We start from the raw sequence: 15,129 nt of genomic DNA, 5'->3' as shown, positions 1-15,129 counted from the left end.
GCCCTCCGCCCGCCGCTCCGGTCTCCCTGCGCCGCTGCCGACGTCAGGCCCAGAGCTGGCCTTCCAGGCGGTCTTCGGCCTCGTCGATGGTGCCTTCGTAGGCGCCGGTGGACAGGTACTTCCAGCCGCCGTCGGCGACCACGAACGCGATGTCGGCCTGCTCGCCGTCGCGCACGCACTTGGCCGCCTGGCCCAGCGCCGCGTGCAGGATCGCGCCGGTCGAGATGCCGGCGAAGATGCCTTCGTTGTCGAGCAGTTCACGGACCCGGCGGACCGCGTCGCGCGGACCGACGGAGAAGCGGGCGTCGATCAGCGTCTCGTCGTACAGCTCGGGGACGAAGCCCTCGTCGAGATTGCGCAGGCCGTAGACGAGTTCGCCGTACCGCGGCTCGGCGGCGACGATCCGCACCTCGGGCTTGTGCTCGCGGAAGAACCGGCCGACGCCCATCAGCGTGCCGGTGGTGCCGAGGCCGGCGACGAAGTGCGTGACGGAGGGGAGGTCCGCGAAGATCTCCCGCGCGGTGCCGTCGTAGTGTGCGAGCGCGTTCGACGGGTTGCCGTACTGGTACAGCATCACCCAGTCCGGGTGCTCCTCCGCGACCTGCTTCGCGACCCGGACCGCCTCGTTGGAACCGCCCGCGGCCGGGGAGGAGATGATCTCGACCCCCCACATCCGCAGGATCTGGCGGCGCTCCTCGGAGGTGTTCTCCGGCATCACGCAGACCATCCGGTACCCGCGGAGCTTGGCCGCCATCGCGAGCGAGATGCCGGTGTTGCCGGAGGTCGGCTCGAGGATCGTGTTCCCCGGGCGCAGCCGGCCGTCCTTCTCGGCGTCCAGCAGCATCCGCAGCGCCGCCCGGTCCTTGATCGACCCGGTCGGATTGTGGTCCTCGAGCTTCGCCCAGAGCCGTACGTCGGCCGACGGCGACAGCTTCGGCAGCCCGACCAGCGGCGTACCTCCGACCGAGTCCAGCAGGCTGTCGAAGCGCATGATCAGCCGCCGGCGACCGCGGGCAGCACGACGACCACGTCGCCGTCCTTCACCTCGGTCTTGAGGCCGCCGGTGAAGCGGACGTCCTCGTCGTTCACGTACACGTTCACGAACCGGCGCAGCTCCTCCGGCTCACCCTCCACGATGCGCTCCTTGAGGCCCGGGTGGGCGCCGTTCACGTCGTCGATGAACTCGGCCAGGTTCACGCCGTCACCGGTGACCGCCTTCGCGCCACCGGTGTAGGTGCGCAGGATCGTCGGCACGCGCAGCTCGATCGCCATCTCAGTGCTCTCCTTCAGTCTCTTCATAAGAACCAACTACGCGTACTTCTTCTTCCGTGACCTTGCCCTCGACGATCCGGTACGAGCGAAACTCGACCGGCCCGTCGTACGCCGGGGAGTCGGCACCGTCCCGCGTCGACACCAGCACGTAGTGGGCGCCGGGCTCCTGGGCGAGGTTGATGTCGGTGCGGGACGGGTACGCCTCGGTGGCGGTGTGCGAGTGGTAGATCACCACCGGCTCCTCGTCCCGCTCGTCGAGCTCCTTGTAGAGCCGCAGCAGATCACCCGAGTCGAACTCGTAGAACGTCGGCGACATGGCGGCGTTCAGCATCGGGACGAACCGGGTCGCCCGGTCCGATCCCTCGGCCCCCGCGACCACACCGCACGCCTCGTCGGGATGGTCCCGCCGGGCATGCGCCACGATCGCGTCAACAGTCGCCTTCTCGATCACCAGCACGCCTCCACGGTACGGCGCGCGCCGTACCGGCCCCGCCAACCACGGAGTCGTTCCAGAATGCGGACAGTGCGTTACCAGCGGTCGTGGAGCTGGGGACGGATGAGGTCGTCGTACGTCTGCTGGACGGCGGTCAACTGGTCGGAAGTGAGTGGGGTGAGGGTGGCGGCGGAGATGTTTCCGGCTACCTGAGCGGGATTGCGGGCGCCGGGGATGACGACCGACACGCCGGGCTGGTCGAGGATCCAGCGGAGGGCGAACTGGGCCATCGTGGCGCCGGTCGGGAGCCAGGGAATCAGGCGGCGGACGGCCTCCAGGCCGGTGCCGAAGTCGACCCCGGAGAAGGTCTCGCCGACGTCGAAGGCCTCGCCGTGCCGGTTGTACGTGCGGTGGTCGTCGTCGCCGAACGTGGTGTGTTCGTCGTACTTGCCGGAGAGCAGACCGCTGGCGAGCGGGACGCGGGCGATGATGCCGACGCCGGCCGCCTGCGCCGCGGGCAGGACCTCGTCGAGCGGCTTGAGGCGGAACGCGTTCAGGATGATCTGCACCGACGCGACGTTCGGCCGCGCGATCGCGGTCAGCGCCTCGACACAGGTCTCGACACTGACGCCGTACGCCGCAATCCGGCCCTCGTCGACCATCGAGTCGAGCGCGTCGAACACCTCGTCGCTCGAGTAGACGGGCGTCGGCGGGCAGTGCAGCTGCACCAGATCGATCGTGTCGACGCCGAGGTTCTGCCGGGAGCGGTCGTTCCACGCGCGGAAGTTCGCGAGCGAGTAGTTCTCCGGCACCTGCTCGACGCGGCGACCCATCTTCGTCGCCACGGTCAGCCCGTCAGCCGCCTTGAGCACCTGCCCAACAAGCCGCTCACTACGCCCATCGCCGTACACATCCGCGGTATCGATAAACGTCACGCCACCGTCGATCGCGGCCTCGAGCACCGCCAGCGCGTCGCCCTCGTCCACCTCTCCCCAGTCCGCGCCCAACTGCCACGCCCCGAGCCCGACCACACCCACATCCCGCCCGGTCCGCCCGAGCCGCCGCATCTCCATGAGCAGCACCCTAGTCAGCCCGGCGGTGGGGAAAGAAATGTGCGTGTGATGACCATTTGTTTCCCGACCTCAGCGCATGTTGTGGAGGAGGGCGGACTGGAGGTAGCCGAGCCAGTCGTAGAGGTCGTAGGTGAGGCGCCGCGGGTCGTCGTCGGGGAGTTTCTCCCAGGTCGAGTAGTCGTCCTCGTCCTTGATCTCGAGGCGGGTGCCGATGGCGAGGCGGAGGTCGTTCAGCGCACGCAGCCAGGAGAGCTGCTCGTCCGGCTCGAGCGCGATCTCGTCGGCGCCGGACTCCTCCAGCGCCGACAGCACCCGCTTGGCGTCGGTGACCTTGCCCTCGCGCAGCCCGCGCTCGGTGAACCGGCGGAACTCGGCCGACGCCATGTCGTCCTGCTTGTACGCGTCCGGCAGCAGCCGCTGCAGTACGACGTCCTCGGGCGGCGACGTCGGGCCGTCGGAGTCCAGCAGCGCCGCGAGCGGGTCGCTGGACTCGGTGGCGCGCGGCGGCAGCCCGTCGTACAGCAGCTCGACCAGGTTGCGGAGCAGATTCGCGAGGATGTCCGCCTCGTGCTCGGCGAAGCTGACGACGACGGTCTTACGGCGCCTGCGGAACCGGGTCACGACTTCTCGCAGGTGGCCCACAGGCCATAGGTGTGCATCGCTTCCACGTCGCGTTCCATCGCTTCCCGGTTGCCGTTCGAGACCGCCGACTTACCTTCCTTGTGCACCTGCATCATCAGCTTCTCCGCCTTCTGCTTGGAGTAGCCGAAGTAGGTCTGGAACACGAAGGTGACGTAGTCCATCAGGTTGACCGGATCGTTCCAGACGATGGTCACCCAGGGCGGGCTCAACTCGATCGCCTCGTCGACCTCGGGGCTCTCGAGTTCGCTTGGTGCGGTGGTCACCTGTCCATTCTCTCCATCATCGGTTCGCCGTTCGCAATAGGCTGCTCTTGTGACGCACTCGACCGCGCTTCTGACCGACCATTACGAGCTGACCATGCTGCAGGCCGCGCTGGCCGACGGCACGGCGCAGCGCCGCTCGGTGTTCGAGCTGTTCGCCCGCCGGCTGCCGGACGGCCGCCGGTACGGCGTGGTCGCGGGCGTCAACCGCCTGCTGGACGCGCTCGAGCGGTTCCGGTTCGACGAGCAGACGATCGCCTTCCTGGCCGATCGCGGCGTCGTCGACCAGGCTACCCGGGACTGGCTCGCGCAGTACCGGTTCTCCGGCGACATCTCCGGCTACGCCGACGGCGAGATCTTCTTCCCGGGCTCGCCGGTGCTCGTGGTGGAGTCGTCCTTCGCGGAGGCGGTGCTGCTGGAAACCGTTTTCTTGTCGATCCTGAACCACGATTCCGCGGTCGCCTCGGCGGCATCCCGGATGACCTGGTGGGCCGGTGGGCGGCCCTGTATCGAGATGGGCTCGCGGCGGACCCACGAGGAGGCAGCGGTCGGCGCGGCGCTGGCGGCGTACATCTCAGGGTTCAGCGCCACCTCGAACCTGGAGGCGGCCCGCCGGTTCGGCATCCCGAGCACGGGGACGGCGGCGCACGCGTTCACGCTGCTGCACGACCGCGAGGAGGACGCGTTCCGGTCACAGGTCGACGCGCTGGGCAAGGGTACGACGCTGCTCGTCGACACCTACGACGTCGCCGAGGCCGTGCGGTCCGCGATCGAGCTGACCGGCCCCGACCTGGGCGCGGTCCGGCTGGACTCGGGCGACCTGCCGTCGCTGGCCGGGCAGGTCCGCGAGCAGCTCGACTCGCTGGGCGCGACGAAGACCCGGATCATCGTGACGAGCGACCTGGACGAGTACCAGATCGCCGCGCTCGCACCGGCGCCGGTCGACGGGTACGGCGTGGGTACGTCGCTGGTCACCGGGTCCGGGTACCCGACCTGCGGGTTCGTGTACAAGCTGGTCGCCCGGGAGGACGCGAGCGGCGAACTGGTGCCGGTGGCGAAGAAGAGCCCGGACAAGATCTCGATCGGCGGCCGGAAGTGGGCGTTGCGGCGGCGTACGGCGGCCGGGGTCGCGGAGGTCGAACTGATCGGCGTCGGTGAGCAGCCGGTCGACGACGGCGACGACCGCGTCCTCCTGAAGCCGCTCGTCGAGTCGGGCAAGATCGTCGGCCGGACCACGCCGGAGGAGTCGCAGGCACACCACCAGAAGGTCCGCGACGAACTCCCCCGCTCCGCCAGCCAGCTCAGCCGCGGCGAACCCGCCATCCCCACCGACTACATCGGCGACTACACCAACCGAAACCCGTTCCTGCCCCGGAGCCACACGTGACCACCCCAAGCCACACGGCCGACACGGCCGGGCATGATGAGTGGTCGCCGGATGCGCCGGCCGATGAGGCCGACGTCCTGATCGCTCTGCGGTTCGCCGAGCGCGCGACCCGGAAGGCGATCGCGGAGGAGCTCGCGGGGACCGGACTGCACACAGGTCAGGAGCTGGTGCTCGCCAAGCTCCTGCACCACGGCTCGCTACCGGTGGCCCGGCTCGCGAAGGTCCTGGACGTCGAGGTGCCGACGGCAACCAAGACCACGCAGCGGATGGAGGCCGCCGGGCTGGTCCGCCGGGTGAAAAACACCACCGACGCCCGGCAGGTAGGTATCGAGCTGACCGACCGCGGCGTCGAGCTCGCCCACACCGTCCAGGAGATCTACGACCGCGCCGGCCGGCGCGCCCTCGCCCAGCTCACCCCCGAGGACCGCCGCCTCCTCCGCAACCTCCTCTGGACCATCACCGGCACCCTCGAAGACCTCACTCAGCTGTAGCTGTCGAACACCTTCCCGAGTACGCCGAGTGCTTCCCGCAACAAGTCGGGCGGCATCACCAGCGGCGGCAGGAACCGCAGTACGTTCCCGTAAGTCCCAGCGGTCAGCACGACCAGCCCCTCCGCATGGCACGCCTTCGCGATCGCCGCGGTCGCGGCCGCAGCGGGCTCGCCGTCCGCCACCAGCTCGATCGCGATCATCGCGCCGCGACCGCGGACGTCCCCGATGATCGGATGCCGCGCGGCCAGCTCACGTAGCGCGGGCAGCATGATGTCGCCGATCTCCCGCGCCCGCGCGGGCAGGTCGTCGGACTCGATCATGCCGATCGCGGCCAGGGCGGCGGCGCAGGCGACCGGGTTCCCGCCGTACGTCCCGCCGAGTCCGCCGACGTGCGGCGCGTCCATGATCTCGGCCCGCCCGGTGACGGCCGCCAGCGGGAGACCGCCCGCGATCCCCTTGGCCAGCGTGATCAGGTCCGGTACGACCCCTTCCCGCTGACACGCGAACAGGTCGCCGGTCCGCCCGAACCCGGTCTGGATCTCGTCGGCCACGAACACCACGCCGCGCTCCGCACACCAGGCCGCGACCGCCGGCAGGAACCCGTCGGCGGGTACGACGAAGCCGCCCTCGCCCTGGATCGGCTCCAGTACGACGCACGCCACGTTCGACGCGCCGACGTACTTCTCGATCATCGCGACCGATCGCGCCGCGGCCTCCGGCCCGCTCAGTCCGTCGCGGAACGGGTACGACGTGGGCACCCGGTAGACCTCGGGCGCGAACGGGCCGAACCCGTCCTTGTACGGCAGGTTCTTCGCCGTCATCGCCATCGTCAGGTTCGTCCGACCGTGGTACCCGTGGTCGAACACCACGACGGCGTTCCGCCGGGTGTACGACCGGGCGATCTTCACCGCGTTCTCGACCGCCTCGGCGCCGGAGTTCAGCAGTACGGAGCGCTTCTCGTGCCCGCCCGGCGTGATCCGGTTGAGCTCCTCGCACACCCGCAGATAGCCCTCGTACGGCGTCACCATGAAGCAGGTGTGGGTGAAGCGCGCGACCTGGTCCTGAACCGCCGCCACCACGGCCGGTGCCGCGTTGCCCACGTTCGTGACCGCGATCCCGGAGCCGAGATCGATCAGCTGGTTGCCATCGGCATCCACCACGATCCCGCCGGCGGCCCGCTCGACGAACACCGGCAGCGTGATCCCGATCCCGCGCGGGACCGAACGGCGTACCCGCTCCAGCAGCTCCACCGAGCGCGGTCCGGGAATCGCCGTGACCAGCTTGCGTTCCTGTGTGACGGTCATCGTCCCGCTCCCAAGGATTCGGCGTCGCCGGACAGGCGTTGGGCCAGCCAGACCGGGACGACCGAGAAGACGATCAGCACGGCCGCGACCACGTTGACGACGGGCGCCTGGTTCGGCCGGAAGAGGTTGTTGAAGATCCAGATCGGCAGGGTCTGGACGTCCGCGCCGGCGGTGAACGTGGTCACGATGATCTCGTCGAAGGACAGCGCGAACGCCAGCAGCGCGCCGGCCAGCAACGCCGACCGGATCATCGGGAACGTCACCAGCCGGAACGTGGTGAAACCGGACGCCCCCAGATCCGCGGACGCCTGTTCCAAAGCGATCCCGGTACGGCGCAAGCGCGCGATCACGTTGTTGAACACGGTCACGATGCAGAACGTGGCATGCGCGATCACGATCGTCACGAACCCGAGCTGCCAGCCGAAGATCGTCCGGAACGCGTTGTTCAGCGCGATCCCGGTGACGATGCCCGGCAGCGCGATCGGCAGGATCACGAGCAACGAGACCGCGTCCCGGCCGTAGAACTTGAACCGCTGCAACGCGAACGCGATCATCGTCCCGAGCACCAGCGCGATCGCCGTCGCCGCCAGTCCGACGCGCACGCTGACCCACAGCGCATCCAGTGCACCTTGACTTTCCGCGGCCCGGCGCCACCAGTCCAGGGTGAAGTCGCGCGGCGGCCAGGCGAACGTCTTGTTGACGTTGAACGAGTTCACCACCACGAGCAGGAGCGGCACGTAGATCAGCGCGAGAATCAGCACGGTCAGGACCCGCAGCACGATCCGGGCCGGTCGGGAGATCGTCATCACAGGCTCTCCATCGCTCCGGTACGGCGTACTGCGGCCAGGTACACCAGCATCACCACGACCGGCACCGTGGCGACCGCCGCCGCGAACGGCAGGTTGTTGGCGGCGCCCACGTTGTCGTACACGACGTTGCCGAGCAGCTGATTGGTGCCACCGACGATCCGGACCGCGATGTAGTCACCCAGCGTCAGGCTGAACGTGAAGATCGAGCCCGCCACCATCGCCGGCACCACCGTCGGGAGCACGATCAGCCGCAGGGTCTGCAGCGTCCCGCCGCCGAGATCGGCCGATGCCTCCAGCAACGAGTCCGGCAGTCGGTCGAGGCCGGCGAAGATCGGCAGGATCATGTACGGCAGCCAGAGATAGGCCAGCGTGACCACGGTTGCCGTCAGCCCGTACCCCGGCGACCGCAGGCCGACCGCCTCGAACGCCGACGACACCAGCCCGCCCTCGGAGAACATCCCGCGCCACGCGTATGCCTTGACCAGATAGCTGGCCCACAACGGCATCAGCACCGCCACCAGCAGGAACCGGCGCAGCCCCGGCCCGGCCACCTTCGACATGTAGAGCGCGATCGGCAACGCGACCACGGCGTCGATCAGAGTCACCAGTACGGCGACCCCGATCGTCCGCAGTGCGATGGTCCGGTACACGTCGACGGTGAACAGGGTCTTGAAACTGTCCAGCGTCCACTGCCGCTCGATCAGCCCGGTGAACCCGTTCTGCGTCCAGAGCGCGGTGACGAACAGCGCCGCCAGCGCCCCCAGGTACGCGACCCCGAGCCACAGCATCGGCGGCCCGAGCAACAACGCCAACCGGGCCCTGGGGTGACGATGCAGCATGGTCACCCCTTGATCTGCGTCCAGGCTTGGGTCCAGCGGGTGTAGTCCACACATTTCACGTCGGTGCGGCCGTCCAGGCACTGTTCGATCGGCGTGGTCCAGTACCAGATCTTCTCGGAGTACGCCTCGTCGCCCGCATGGAACGTCGTGCAGTGGTTCTTGTCGGCGGTCTTGGTACAGGCCTTCGCGTTGGCCGGCGACTCACCGAAGTACTCGGCGACCGCGGCGTTGGCTTCCGGGCTGATGATGTGGTTCATCCACAGGTACGCGCAGTTCTTGTTCTTCGACGTCGTGCTGACCATCCAGGTGTCCGACCAGCCGGTGACGCCTTCGGTCGGCACGGTGACCTGCACCGGGACCTTCTCGCCGGTCGCCACGTTCGCGATCACCTGCCAGGTGGTGCCGAGCACCGAGTTGCCACTGGTGAACGCCTGCACCTCCTTGAGGTAGTCCGACCAGTACTCCGAGACCAGCGTCTTCTGCGTCTTCAGCAGGTCCACGGCGGCGGCGAACTGCTTGTCGTCCAGGGCGTACGGGTTCTTGATCCCGAGGTCCGGCTTGGACGCCATCAGGTACATCGCGGCGTCGGCGATGTAGATCGGCGAGTCGTACGCCGTGATCTTGCCCTTGTACGGCGAGTTCGGGTCGAACACCGCGCTCCACGAGGTCGGGGCGGTGGTCACCTTGTCGGTACGCCACATCAGCAGGTTCGCGCCGTACCCGTGCGGGACGCCGTACATCTGGCCCTTCACCGAGTTCCACGGGCGGTTCTTCAAGAACGGATAGATGTCGGCGTAGTTCGGGATCAGGTCGGTGTTCACCGGTTCCACCTGGCCGCCCGCGATCAGCCGCAGCGAGGCGTCGCCGGAGGCCGACACCACGTCGTACTGGCCGGTCTTCATCAGACTGAGGGCCTCGTCCGAGGTGCCGAACGTCTTCACCGTCACCTGGCAGCCGGTCTGCTTCTCGAACGGCGTGACCCAGTCGACCTTCGGGTCGTTCGACCCGTCCTCGGCGTACCCGGGCCAGGCGAGCACGCTGAGCTTGCCCTCGCCGGGGCCGAGTGTTTCGAGCTTCTTCAGGTCCGGCGCGGTGAATCCGCCGGCCGCGCCCGCGGAAGCACCGGAACCACCCGAGTCGCCGGCGGACGTTCCACACGCCGCAAGCAGCGCGAGCAGTGCCGCGCTCGCCGCCACAGTCAGTCTCTTCATCCAAAGCTCCTTGAGTACGGGGCGGAAGGTGCTAGTGCGGGCCGCCGATCGCGACGGTGTGATCGCGGTGCCAGGTGAGGCGGACCTGGGCGCCGCGGAGGTCGAGCTTGTCCTGCACCGAGCCGTGCAGGTTCTGCTGCAGGACGATGAGCGATCCGCCGGCGTCCAGGTCGACCACCGACTGCGTGGCCGATCCCAGGTACACCACTTCGCGAACCACTCCGGTCGCCGTACACAGCCCCGGCTCGGCCGGAGCGTCGCGCAACTGCAGCCGGATCTTCTCCGGCCGGACGGTGAACAGCCCGGCGGTCCCGAGGACGGCCTCCGCGACCGCGCCGTCGAGCAAGTTAGAGGTGCCGACGAACCCTGCGACGAACGCGCTCGCCGGGTGCTCGTACAACTCGGCCGGTGCGGCCAACTGCTCGATCCGGCCGCCGTTGAACACGGCGATCCGGTCGCTCATCGTCAGCGCTTCCTCCTGGTCGTGCGTGACGAACACGAAGGTGATGCCGACATCGCGCTGCAGGGCCTTCAACTCGATCTGCATCTCGCGCCGGAGCTTGAGATCGAGCGCGCCGAGCGGCTCGTCGAGCAGCAGGACCTTGGGCCGGTTCACCAGCGCCCGGGCCAGCGCGACCCGTTGCCGCTGGCCACCGGACAGCTGGCTCGGGCGCCGGTCGCCGTACCCCTCCAACCGAACCGTCGAGAGTGCCTCGAGAGCTCTGGTACGGCGACTCCGCCGGTCGACCCCCTTCACTCGTAGCCCGTACTCGACGTTCTGCAGCACCGTCATGTGCGGGAACAGGGCGTAGTCCTGGAAGACCGTGTTCACGTCCCGCGCCGCCGGCGGGCGGTCCGTGACGTCGACCCCGCCGAGCAGCACCCGCCCTTCGGTGGGCACCTCGAACCCCGCGATCATCCGCAGCACCGTGGTCTTGCCGGAGCCGGACGGACCGAGCATCGAGAAGAACTCGCCCTCGGTCAGGTCCAGGTCGATCCCGTCGACGGCGGTCACGTCACCGAACGACTTGCGCAGTCCGCGCAGACCGACCGCCGTCGCCCCGGCCTCGATCTGCACCTGTTCGGTCGCCACCGTGCTCATCCGATCGCCGACATCACGTGCTTGACCCGGGTGTAGTCCTCGACGCCGTACATCGAGAGGTCCTTGCCGTGGCCGGAATGCTTGAACCCACCGTGCGGCATCTCCGCGACCAGCGGGATGTGCGTGTTGATCCAGACACACCCGAAATCAAGGGCTTTCGACATCCGCAGCGCCCGTGAGTGATCCGTGGTGAAGACGCTCGACGCGAGGCCGTACCGGACACCGTTCGCCAGCCGGACCGCATCGGCCTCGTCGGTGAAGGGCTGCACGGTGATGACAGGTCCGAACACCTCGTCCTGGATCATCTCGTCGTCCTGCTGCAGTCCGGTGACGATCGTGGCCTCCAGGAAGTAGCCGTCGGCAAGCGCTCCGCCGGGTCGCTGTCCGCCGAGCACGATCTCCGCGTGCGCGGGCATCCGCGCCAGGAAGCCCCGCACGCGGTCGAGTTGCAGGCTGCTGTTGAGCGGCCCGAACAACGCACCTTCGTCATCGGGCAGTCCTGGGCGGGCGTTTTCATTGGCCCAGCTAACAAGCATGCGGACGAACTCGTCGTGCACCGACGCGTCGACGAGGACCCGGCAGGCCGCCGTACAGTCCTGGCCGGCGTTGAAGTACCCACCAACGCCGATGGCCTCGACAGCAGCCGACAGATCGGCATCGGCGAAGACGACAGCAGGCGCCTTCCCGCCAAGCTCCAGGTGCGTGCGCTTGAGGTCGAGCGCGGCAGTAGAAGCAACCTCCGAGCCGGCGCGGGTCGAACCGGTGATGCTCACGAGGCCGGGTGCCGGGTGCGCGACGACCTCCTGACCGGTCGCGCGATCACCGCAGACGACGTTGAACACCCCGACCGGCAGTACCTCGGCCGCGATCTCGGCGAGCATCACCGTCGTCACGGGCGTGGTCTCGGCCGGCTTGAGGACCAGCGTGTTGCCGGCCGCCAGCGCCGGGCCGATCTTCCAGACCGCCATCATCATCGGGTAGTTCCACGGCGAGACCTGACCGACGACGCCGATCGGTTCGCGACGGACCCAGGACGTGTGCCCGGCCAGGTACTCACCGGCCGACTTGCCCTCGAGCATCCGGGCGGCGCCGGCGAAGAACCGCAACTGGTCGACCATCACCGCGAGCTCCTCGGTGCGCGTGAGCTCGAGCGGTTTGCCGGTGTTCTGCGACTCGGCCGCGACCAGTTCGTCGCCCCGGGCCTCGACCAGGTCCGCGAAGCGCAGCAACATCCGCTGCCTTTCCGCCGGCGTGATCCCGCTCCAGGCCGGTACGGCGGCCACCGCGGCCCGGTACGCCAGATCCACATCCGGCTCGCCGGACAACGGCGCCGTACCGAAGACCTTGCCGGTGGCCGGGTCGACGAGCTCGCTGGTCGCGCCGCTCAGCGCGTCCCGCGGCGTACCGCTGATCAGGTTCCGCACTGTTCGCATCAGGTACTCCCCGGGGATGCTGGTTGGCGGTAAACATATGAAATCAGATGTTAAAGTTCAAGGGATCGGCAACAATGTGCCGGAGTTGTTGCCCGGGAGCGGAAGAGTGGGGGCAGGATGGCGCTGCGGTTCTACGGCAGTGGCGCGGCGGCGGTGTTCGCACCGCTGGAACCGCTGAGCCGCTCGGAACTCGTGGCCCGCCGGCTCACCGACGCGATCGCACTCGGCCTGCTCCCGGATTCGGAGCAGCTGCCCGGCGAGGCGGACCTGGCCGGCATCTTCGGCGTCTCCACCACCACGATCCGCGAGGCCCTGTCGTCGCTGCGGCTGCGCGGGCTGATCGACACCCGCCGCGGCCGCGGCGGCGGCAGCTTCGTCCGCGCGCAGGACGAGATGTCGTCCGCGATCGTCCACGACCGCCTGCAGGAGCTGAGCCTCGCCCAGCTGCGAGACCTCGGCGACCACTACACCGCCATCGCGGGTACGGCGGCCAGACTCGCCGCCGAACGCGCCACGCCGGACGACGTCCAGCGACTGACCGCGGTGTGCGACAGCCTGGAGAACGCCGAGGGGCTGGGCGGCCGCCGGCGCGCCGACGCGCAGTTCCACATCGAGGTCGCCGCGACCGCACAGTCGACGCGGCTGTACCGGGCCGAGGTGAGCCTGCAGGCCGAGGTGGGCACGCTGCTCTGGCTCGCGTTCGGGGACGACGAGAGCCACCGGCGTACCGTACGCAGCTGCCGGGACGTCGTCGCGGCGATCGGGCGGACCGACGGCGACGCGGCACGGACCGCCGCCGAGGAGCGGGTGGCGGACTCGACGGCACGCCTCATCGACCTCAGACTGGCGTTGGAGGACACATGACTTCATTGACGCTCGACGCGGGACTGGAAACCGTGGTCGAGGTCGTCGAGTCCGTCGTCGGCGAGGCGTTCGCGCTCGCCGACCGGATCGGCGCGCAGACCGAGGACGTGTTCACGCTGCGGCCGACCGTCCGGCGCGCCGACCTGGACGGCGTCGTCGAGCTCGTCCGGCCGGTGCTCGAGGATCCGGCCGGCCGGATTCAGGGCGCGGGATTCGTGGCCGCGACCGACGCGCTGGCCGACTCCCGGTGGTGGCTCGAGTGGTTCATGCTCCGGAACGGTTCGGCCGAGCGGCTGCTCGTCGACACCGACCCGCGCGGAGAGAACTTCTTCGACTACCAGTCACTGCCGTGGTTCGACGTACCGCAGCGGACCGCGCGCAGGCACGTCACCGGTCCGTACGTCGACTACCTCTGCACCGACGACTACACCCTGACCTTCACCGTCCCGGTCGTGGTCCGCGACCGGTTCGTCGGCGTGGCGGGGGCGGACGTCCGGGTGTTCACGTTCGAGAAGGCGATCCTGCCGTGCCTGCGGGCGACGCAGCGCAAGCTCGCGATCGTCAACGATCAGGGTCGGGTCGTGCTGAGCAACAGCGCCCGCCATGTCAGCGGGACACTGCTGCGCGCGGAGCTCCCGGCGTACCGGATCGAGGATCTGCCGCTGTCCGTGGTGGAGCTCAGTCTCTAGGCAGGTACTTGTCCAGGTACTCGTTGCGGAACTTGCCCGCCGGGTCGTACTTCGCCGCGAGGGCGATGAAGTCCTTCACCTTCGGGTAGCGCTCGGCCAGGGTGGCGGCGTCGGCCTCGAAGACCTTGCCCCAGTGCGGCCGCGCGTCGAGCGGCGCGAGTGCGTCCTCCAGCGCTGCGACGACCGGGCGGACGACCGTCTCGTCCTGGATCCAGGTGAAGTGCAGGGCGACCGTGTCGCGGCCCTGGCTCGGGCTCAGCCACAGCTCGTCGGCGGCGATCGTCCGGACCTCCGACACCTGGATCACCGGCGCGAACTGGTTGCCCAAGGCCCGCAGTACGTCGAACGCCTCGGCGGCCCGCTCGCGCGGTACGAAGTACTCCGACTGCAGCTCGTCCCCATTGCTCGGCGTGAACTCGAGCCGGAAGTGCGGCAGCCGCTCGTTCCACGGCCCTTCGACCCCGCCCTGCTGGGTCGCGTAGTCGGCCGGCATCACCTTGATCGGGTGCCGCGCCCCGTCGGCGAGCCTCGCGCCCAGCCATGTCGGATCGGGCGCGGTCAGCTCCCGTCGCTTGCGCCACACCATCACGTCCGGGTCCACCCAGTCGGTGAACGCGCTCACGCTGTACGCGCTCCCCATCACCGCGGCGAAGTCCGACCCGAGCCGCTCCACCGGCAACCCGTCGTACACCACCTGGCTGATCTGGTACGTCGGTTGTACGTCGAGCGTCAGGCTCACGGTCACCCCGAGCGCACCGAGCGAGATGACCGACCCGGCGAAGTCCTCGTCGTCCCGGGTCAGCGTGACGAGTTCACCGTCGGCGTTCACGAAGGTGATCGCGTTGACCGCATCCGCCAGTGGACCGTTGATGTCGCCGGAGCCGTGCGTACCCGTCGAGCACGCGCCGGCGACCGAGATGTGCGGAAGCGACCCGAGGTTGTGCAGCGCGAGCCCCTGCGCCTGGAGCGCCGCCGTGATCTCGCCGTACCGCAGCCCGGCCGAGACCGTCACCCCGCGCTCGCCGACCTCGACGACCTTCGGGAGGTCCTGCACGCTGACCAGCGCGCCGGTGCTGTCGGCGATCCGGTTGAACGAGTGCCCGGTCCCGAGCACCCGCACCTTGCCGGCGGCCGCGACCAGCTCCTGCAGTTCCGCGATCGTCCGCGGTCGCTGGAGCTCGCTCGCGAATTTGACGTTCCCCGCCCAGTTGGTGGTCATTCCGAACCCTCTCCGCCGACGCCGTCCCGCACCGAACTCCGGCGCGGGGTGGTGGACCCGCGTGGCGGGGCCGGTGAACAGGTTATTCCAGGCGCCCCGAC

Annotated in this window: 17 protein-coding genes; 4 read left to right on the top strand and 13 right to left on the bottom strand. The window is 69.0% G+C overall.

The genetic code is table 11. The features are described 5' to 3' along the window. Positions 1-43 precede the first annotated feature (43 nt). The 6 genes from ACWF0M_RS32295 to clpS form a co-directional block, all read right to left on the bottom strand. Positions 44-991 carry a PLP-dependent cysteine synthase family protein gene (locus ACWF0M_RS32295; RefSeq protein WP_452239523.1) on the bottom strand — a complete coding sequence of 316 codons (948 nt, stop codon included), beginning with the start codon at positions 989-991 and terminating at the stop codon, positions 44-46. Positions 992-993: 2 nt separating this feature from the next. Further along, entirely contained in the window at positions 994-1,272 is a 279-nt protein-coding gene (locus ACWF0M_RS32290; protein ID WP_452239522.1) for a MoaD/ThiS family protein, read from the bottom strand. A gap of 1 nt (position 1,273) precedes the next feature. Further along, positions 1,274-1,729, bottom strand: coding sequence for a Mov34/MPN/PAD-1 family protein (locus ACWF0M_RS32285; RefSeq protein WP_452239521.1), 456 nt, complete (start codon positions 1,727-1,729; stop codon positions 1,274-1,276). 71 nt (positions 1,730-1,800) lie between these two features. Next, positions 1,801-2,778 (bottom strand): aldo/keto reductase, encoded by a 978-nt coding sequence (locus tag ACWF0M_RS32280; RefSeq protein ID WP_452239520.1) that lies wholly within the window; start codon positions 2,776-2,778, stop codon positions 1,801-1,803. A gap of 69 nt (positions 2,779-2,847) precedes the next feature. Next, positions 2,848-3,399, bottom strand: coding sequence for a DUF2017 domain-containing protein (locus tag ACWF0M_RS32275; RefSeq protein ID WP_452239519.1), 552 nt, complete (start codon positions 3,397-3,399; stop codon positions 2,848-2,850). Further along, entirely contained in the window at positions 3,396-3,683 is a 288-nt protein-coding gene (gene clpS, locus ACWF0M_RS32270; protein ID WP_452239518.1) for an ATP-dependent Clp protease adapter ClpS, read from the bottom strand. Before clpS ends, ACWF0M_RS32275 begins: the two co-directional genes overlap by 4 nt. A gap of 94 nt (positions 3,684-3,777) precedes the next feature. On the opposite strand from clpS, the gene ACWF0M_RS32265 reads away from it, so the two are divergent. Beyond that, positions 3,778-5,067, top strand: a complete 1,290-nt coding sequence (locus ACWF0M_RS32265) for a nicotinate phosphoribosyltransferase (RefSeq protein ID WP_452239591.1) — start codon at positions 3,778-3,780, stop codon at positions 5,065-5,067. Continuing rightward, a complete protein-coding gene (locus ACWF0M_RS32260) occupies positions 5,064-5,558 on the top strand; it encodes a MarR family winged helix-turn-helix transcriptional regulator (protein WP_452239517.1) in 495 nt (164 codons plus the stop codon). The genes ACWF0M_RS32265 and ACWF0M_RS32260 overlap by 4 nt, the downstream gene beginning before the upstream one ends. Here ACWF0M_RS32260 and gabT read toward each other — a convergent pair. Genes gabT through ACWF0M_RS32230 form a run of 6 tightly spaced genes read right to left on the bottom strand, consistent with a single transcriptional unit; the run spans position 5,549 to position 12,256 of the window. Then, a complete protein-coding gene (gabT, locus tag ACWF0M_RS32255) occupies positions 5,549-6,862 on the bottom strand; it encodes a 4-aminobutyrate--2-oxoglutarate transaminase (protein ID WP_452239516.1) in 1,314 nt (437 codons plus the stop codon). The two genes, ACWF0M_RS32260 and gabT, sit on opposite strands and share 10 nt — an antisense overlap. Then, positions 6,859-7,668, bottom strand: coding sequence for an ABC transporter permease (locus ACWF0M_RS32250; RefSeq protein WP_452239515.1), 810 nt, complete (start codon positions 7,666-7,668; stop codon positions 6,859-6,861). The genes gabT and ACWF0M_RS32250 overlap by 4 nt, the downstream gene beginning before the upstream one ends. Further along, a complete protein-coding gene (locus ACWF0M_RS32245) occupies positions 7,668-8,510 on the bottom strand; it encodes an ABC transporter permease (protein ID WP_452239514.1) in 843 nt (280 codons plus the stop codon). The genes ACWF0M_RS32250 and ACWF0M_RS32245 overlap by 1 nt, the downstream gene beginning before the upstream one ends. A gap of 2 nt (positions 8,511-8,512) precedes the next feature. After that, positions 8,513-9,721, bottom strand: a complete 1,209-nt coding sequence (locus ACWF0M_RS32240) for an ABC transporter substrate-binding protein (RefSeq protein WP_452239513.1) — start codon at positions 9,719-9,721, stop codon at positions 8,513-8,515. Positions 9,722-9,752: 31 nt separating this feature from the next. Beyond that, positions 9,753-10,823: an ABC transporter ATP-binding protein gene (locus ACWF0M_RS32235; RefSeq protein WP_452239512.1), complete on the bottom strand. Its 1,071-nt coding sequence runs from the start codon at positions 10,821-10,823 to the stop codon at positions 9,753-9,755. Beyond that, positions 10,820-12,256, bottom strand: coding sequence for a gamma-aminobutyraldehyde dehydrogenase (locus tag ACWF0M_RS32230; RefSeq protein ID WP_452239511.1), 1,437 nt, complete (start codon positions 12,254-12,256; stop codon positions 10,820-10,822). The genes ACWF0M_RS32235 and ACWF0M_RS32230 overlap by 4 nt, the downstream gene beginning before the upstream one ends. A gap of 117 nt (positions 12,257-12,373) precedes the next feature. Between ACWF0M_RS32230 and ACWF0M_RS32225 the strand changes: the two genes are divergently transcribed. Both ACWF0M_RS32225 and ACWF0M_RS32220 read left to right on the top strand, forming a co-directional pair. Continuing rightward, complete coding sequence (locus tag ACWF0M_RS32225; protein ID WP_452239510.1) at positions 12,374-13,120, top strand: FadR/GntR family transcriptional regulator; 747 nt, start codon at positions 12,374-12,376, stop codon at positions 13,118-13,120. Continuing rightward, entirely contained in the window at positions 13,117-13,809 is a 693-nt protein-coding gene (locus tag ACWF0M_RS32220; protein ID WP_452239509.1) for a cache domain-containing protein, read from the top strand. Before ACWF0M_RS32225 ends, ACWF0M_RS32220 begins: the two co-directional genes overlap by 4 nt. Here ACWF0M_RS32220 and ACWF0M_RS32215 read toward each other — a convergent pair. Next, positions 13,799-15,028, bottom strand: a complete 1,230-nt coding sequence (locus tag ACWF0M_RS32215) for a D-arabinono-1,4-lactone oxidase (RefSeq protein WP_452239508.1) — start codon at positions 15,026-15,028, stop codon at positions 13,799-13,801. The genes ACWF0M_RS32220 and ACWF0M_RS32215 overlap by 11 nt on opposite strands. Between the last annotated feature and the right edge of the window lie 101 nt (positions 15,029-15,129).

Source organism: Kribbella sp. NPDC055110 (assembly GCF_053607525.1).
This window is presented reverse-complemented; position numbering and strand designations above follow the sequence as displayed.

Coding starts and splice junctions, on each gene's coding strand:
- ACWF0M_RS32245 (WP_452239514.1), bottom strand. CDS start 8,510: ATGCTGCATCGTCACCCCAGGGCCCGGTTGGCGTTGTTGCTCGGGCCG.
- ACWF0M_RS32265 (WP_452239591.1), top strand. CDS start 3,778: ATGCTGCAGGCCGCGCTGGCCGACGGCACGGCGCAGCGCCGCTCGGTG.
- ACWF0M_RS32215 (WP_452239508.1), bottom strand. CDS start 15,028: ATGACCACCAACTGGGCGGGGAACGTCAAATTCGCGAGCGAGCTCCAG.
- gabT (WP_452239516.1), bottom strand. CDS start 6,862: ATGACCGTCACACAGGAACGCAAGCTGGTCACGGCGATTCCCGGACCG.
- ACWF0M_RS32220 (WP_452239509.1), top strand. CDS start 13,117: ATGACTTCATTGACGCTCGACGCGGGACTGGAAACCGTGGTCGAGGTC.
- ACWF0M_RS32235 (WP_452239512.1), bottom strand. CDS start 10,823: ATGAGCACGGTGGCGACCGAACAGGTGCAGATCGAGGCCGGGGCGACG.
- ACWF0M_RS32250 (WP_452239515.1), bottom strand. CDS start 7,668: ATGACGATCTCCCGACCGGCCCGGATCGTGCTGCGGGTCCTGACCGTG.
- ACWF0M_RS32290 (WP_452239522.1), bottom strand. CDS start 1,272: ATGGCGATCGAGCTGCGCGTGCCGACGATCCTGCGCACCTACACCGGT.
- ACWF0M_RS32225 (WP_452239510.1), top strand. CDS start 12,374: ATGGCGCTGCGGTTCTACGGCAGTGGCGCGGCGGCGGTGTTCGCACCG.
- ACWF0M_RS32295 (WP_452239523.1), bottom strand. CDS start 991: ATGCGCTTCGACAGCCTGCTGGACTCGGTCGGAGGTACGCCGCTGGTC.
- ACWF0M_RS32280 (WP_452239520.1), bottom strand. CDS start 2,778: ATGGAGATGCGGCGGCTCGGGCGGACCGGGCGGGATGTGGGTGTGGTC.
- ACWF0M_RS32230 (WP_452239511.1), bottom strand. CDS start 12,256: ATGCGAACAGTGCGGAACCTGATCAGCGGTACGCCGCGGGACGCGCTG.
- ACWF0M_RS32240 (WP_452239513.1), bottom strand. CDS start 9,721: ATGAAGAGACTGACTGTGGCGGCGAGCGCGGCACTGCTCGCGCTGCTT.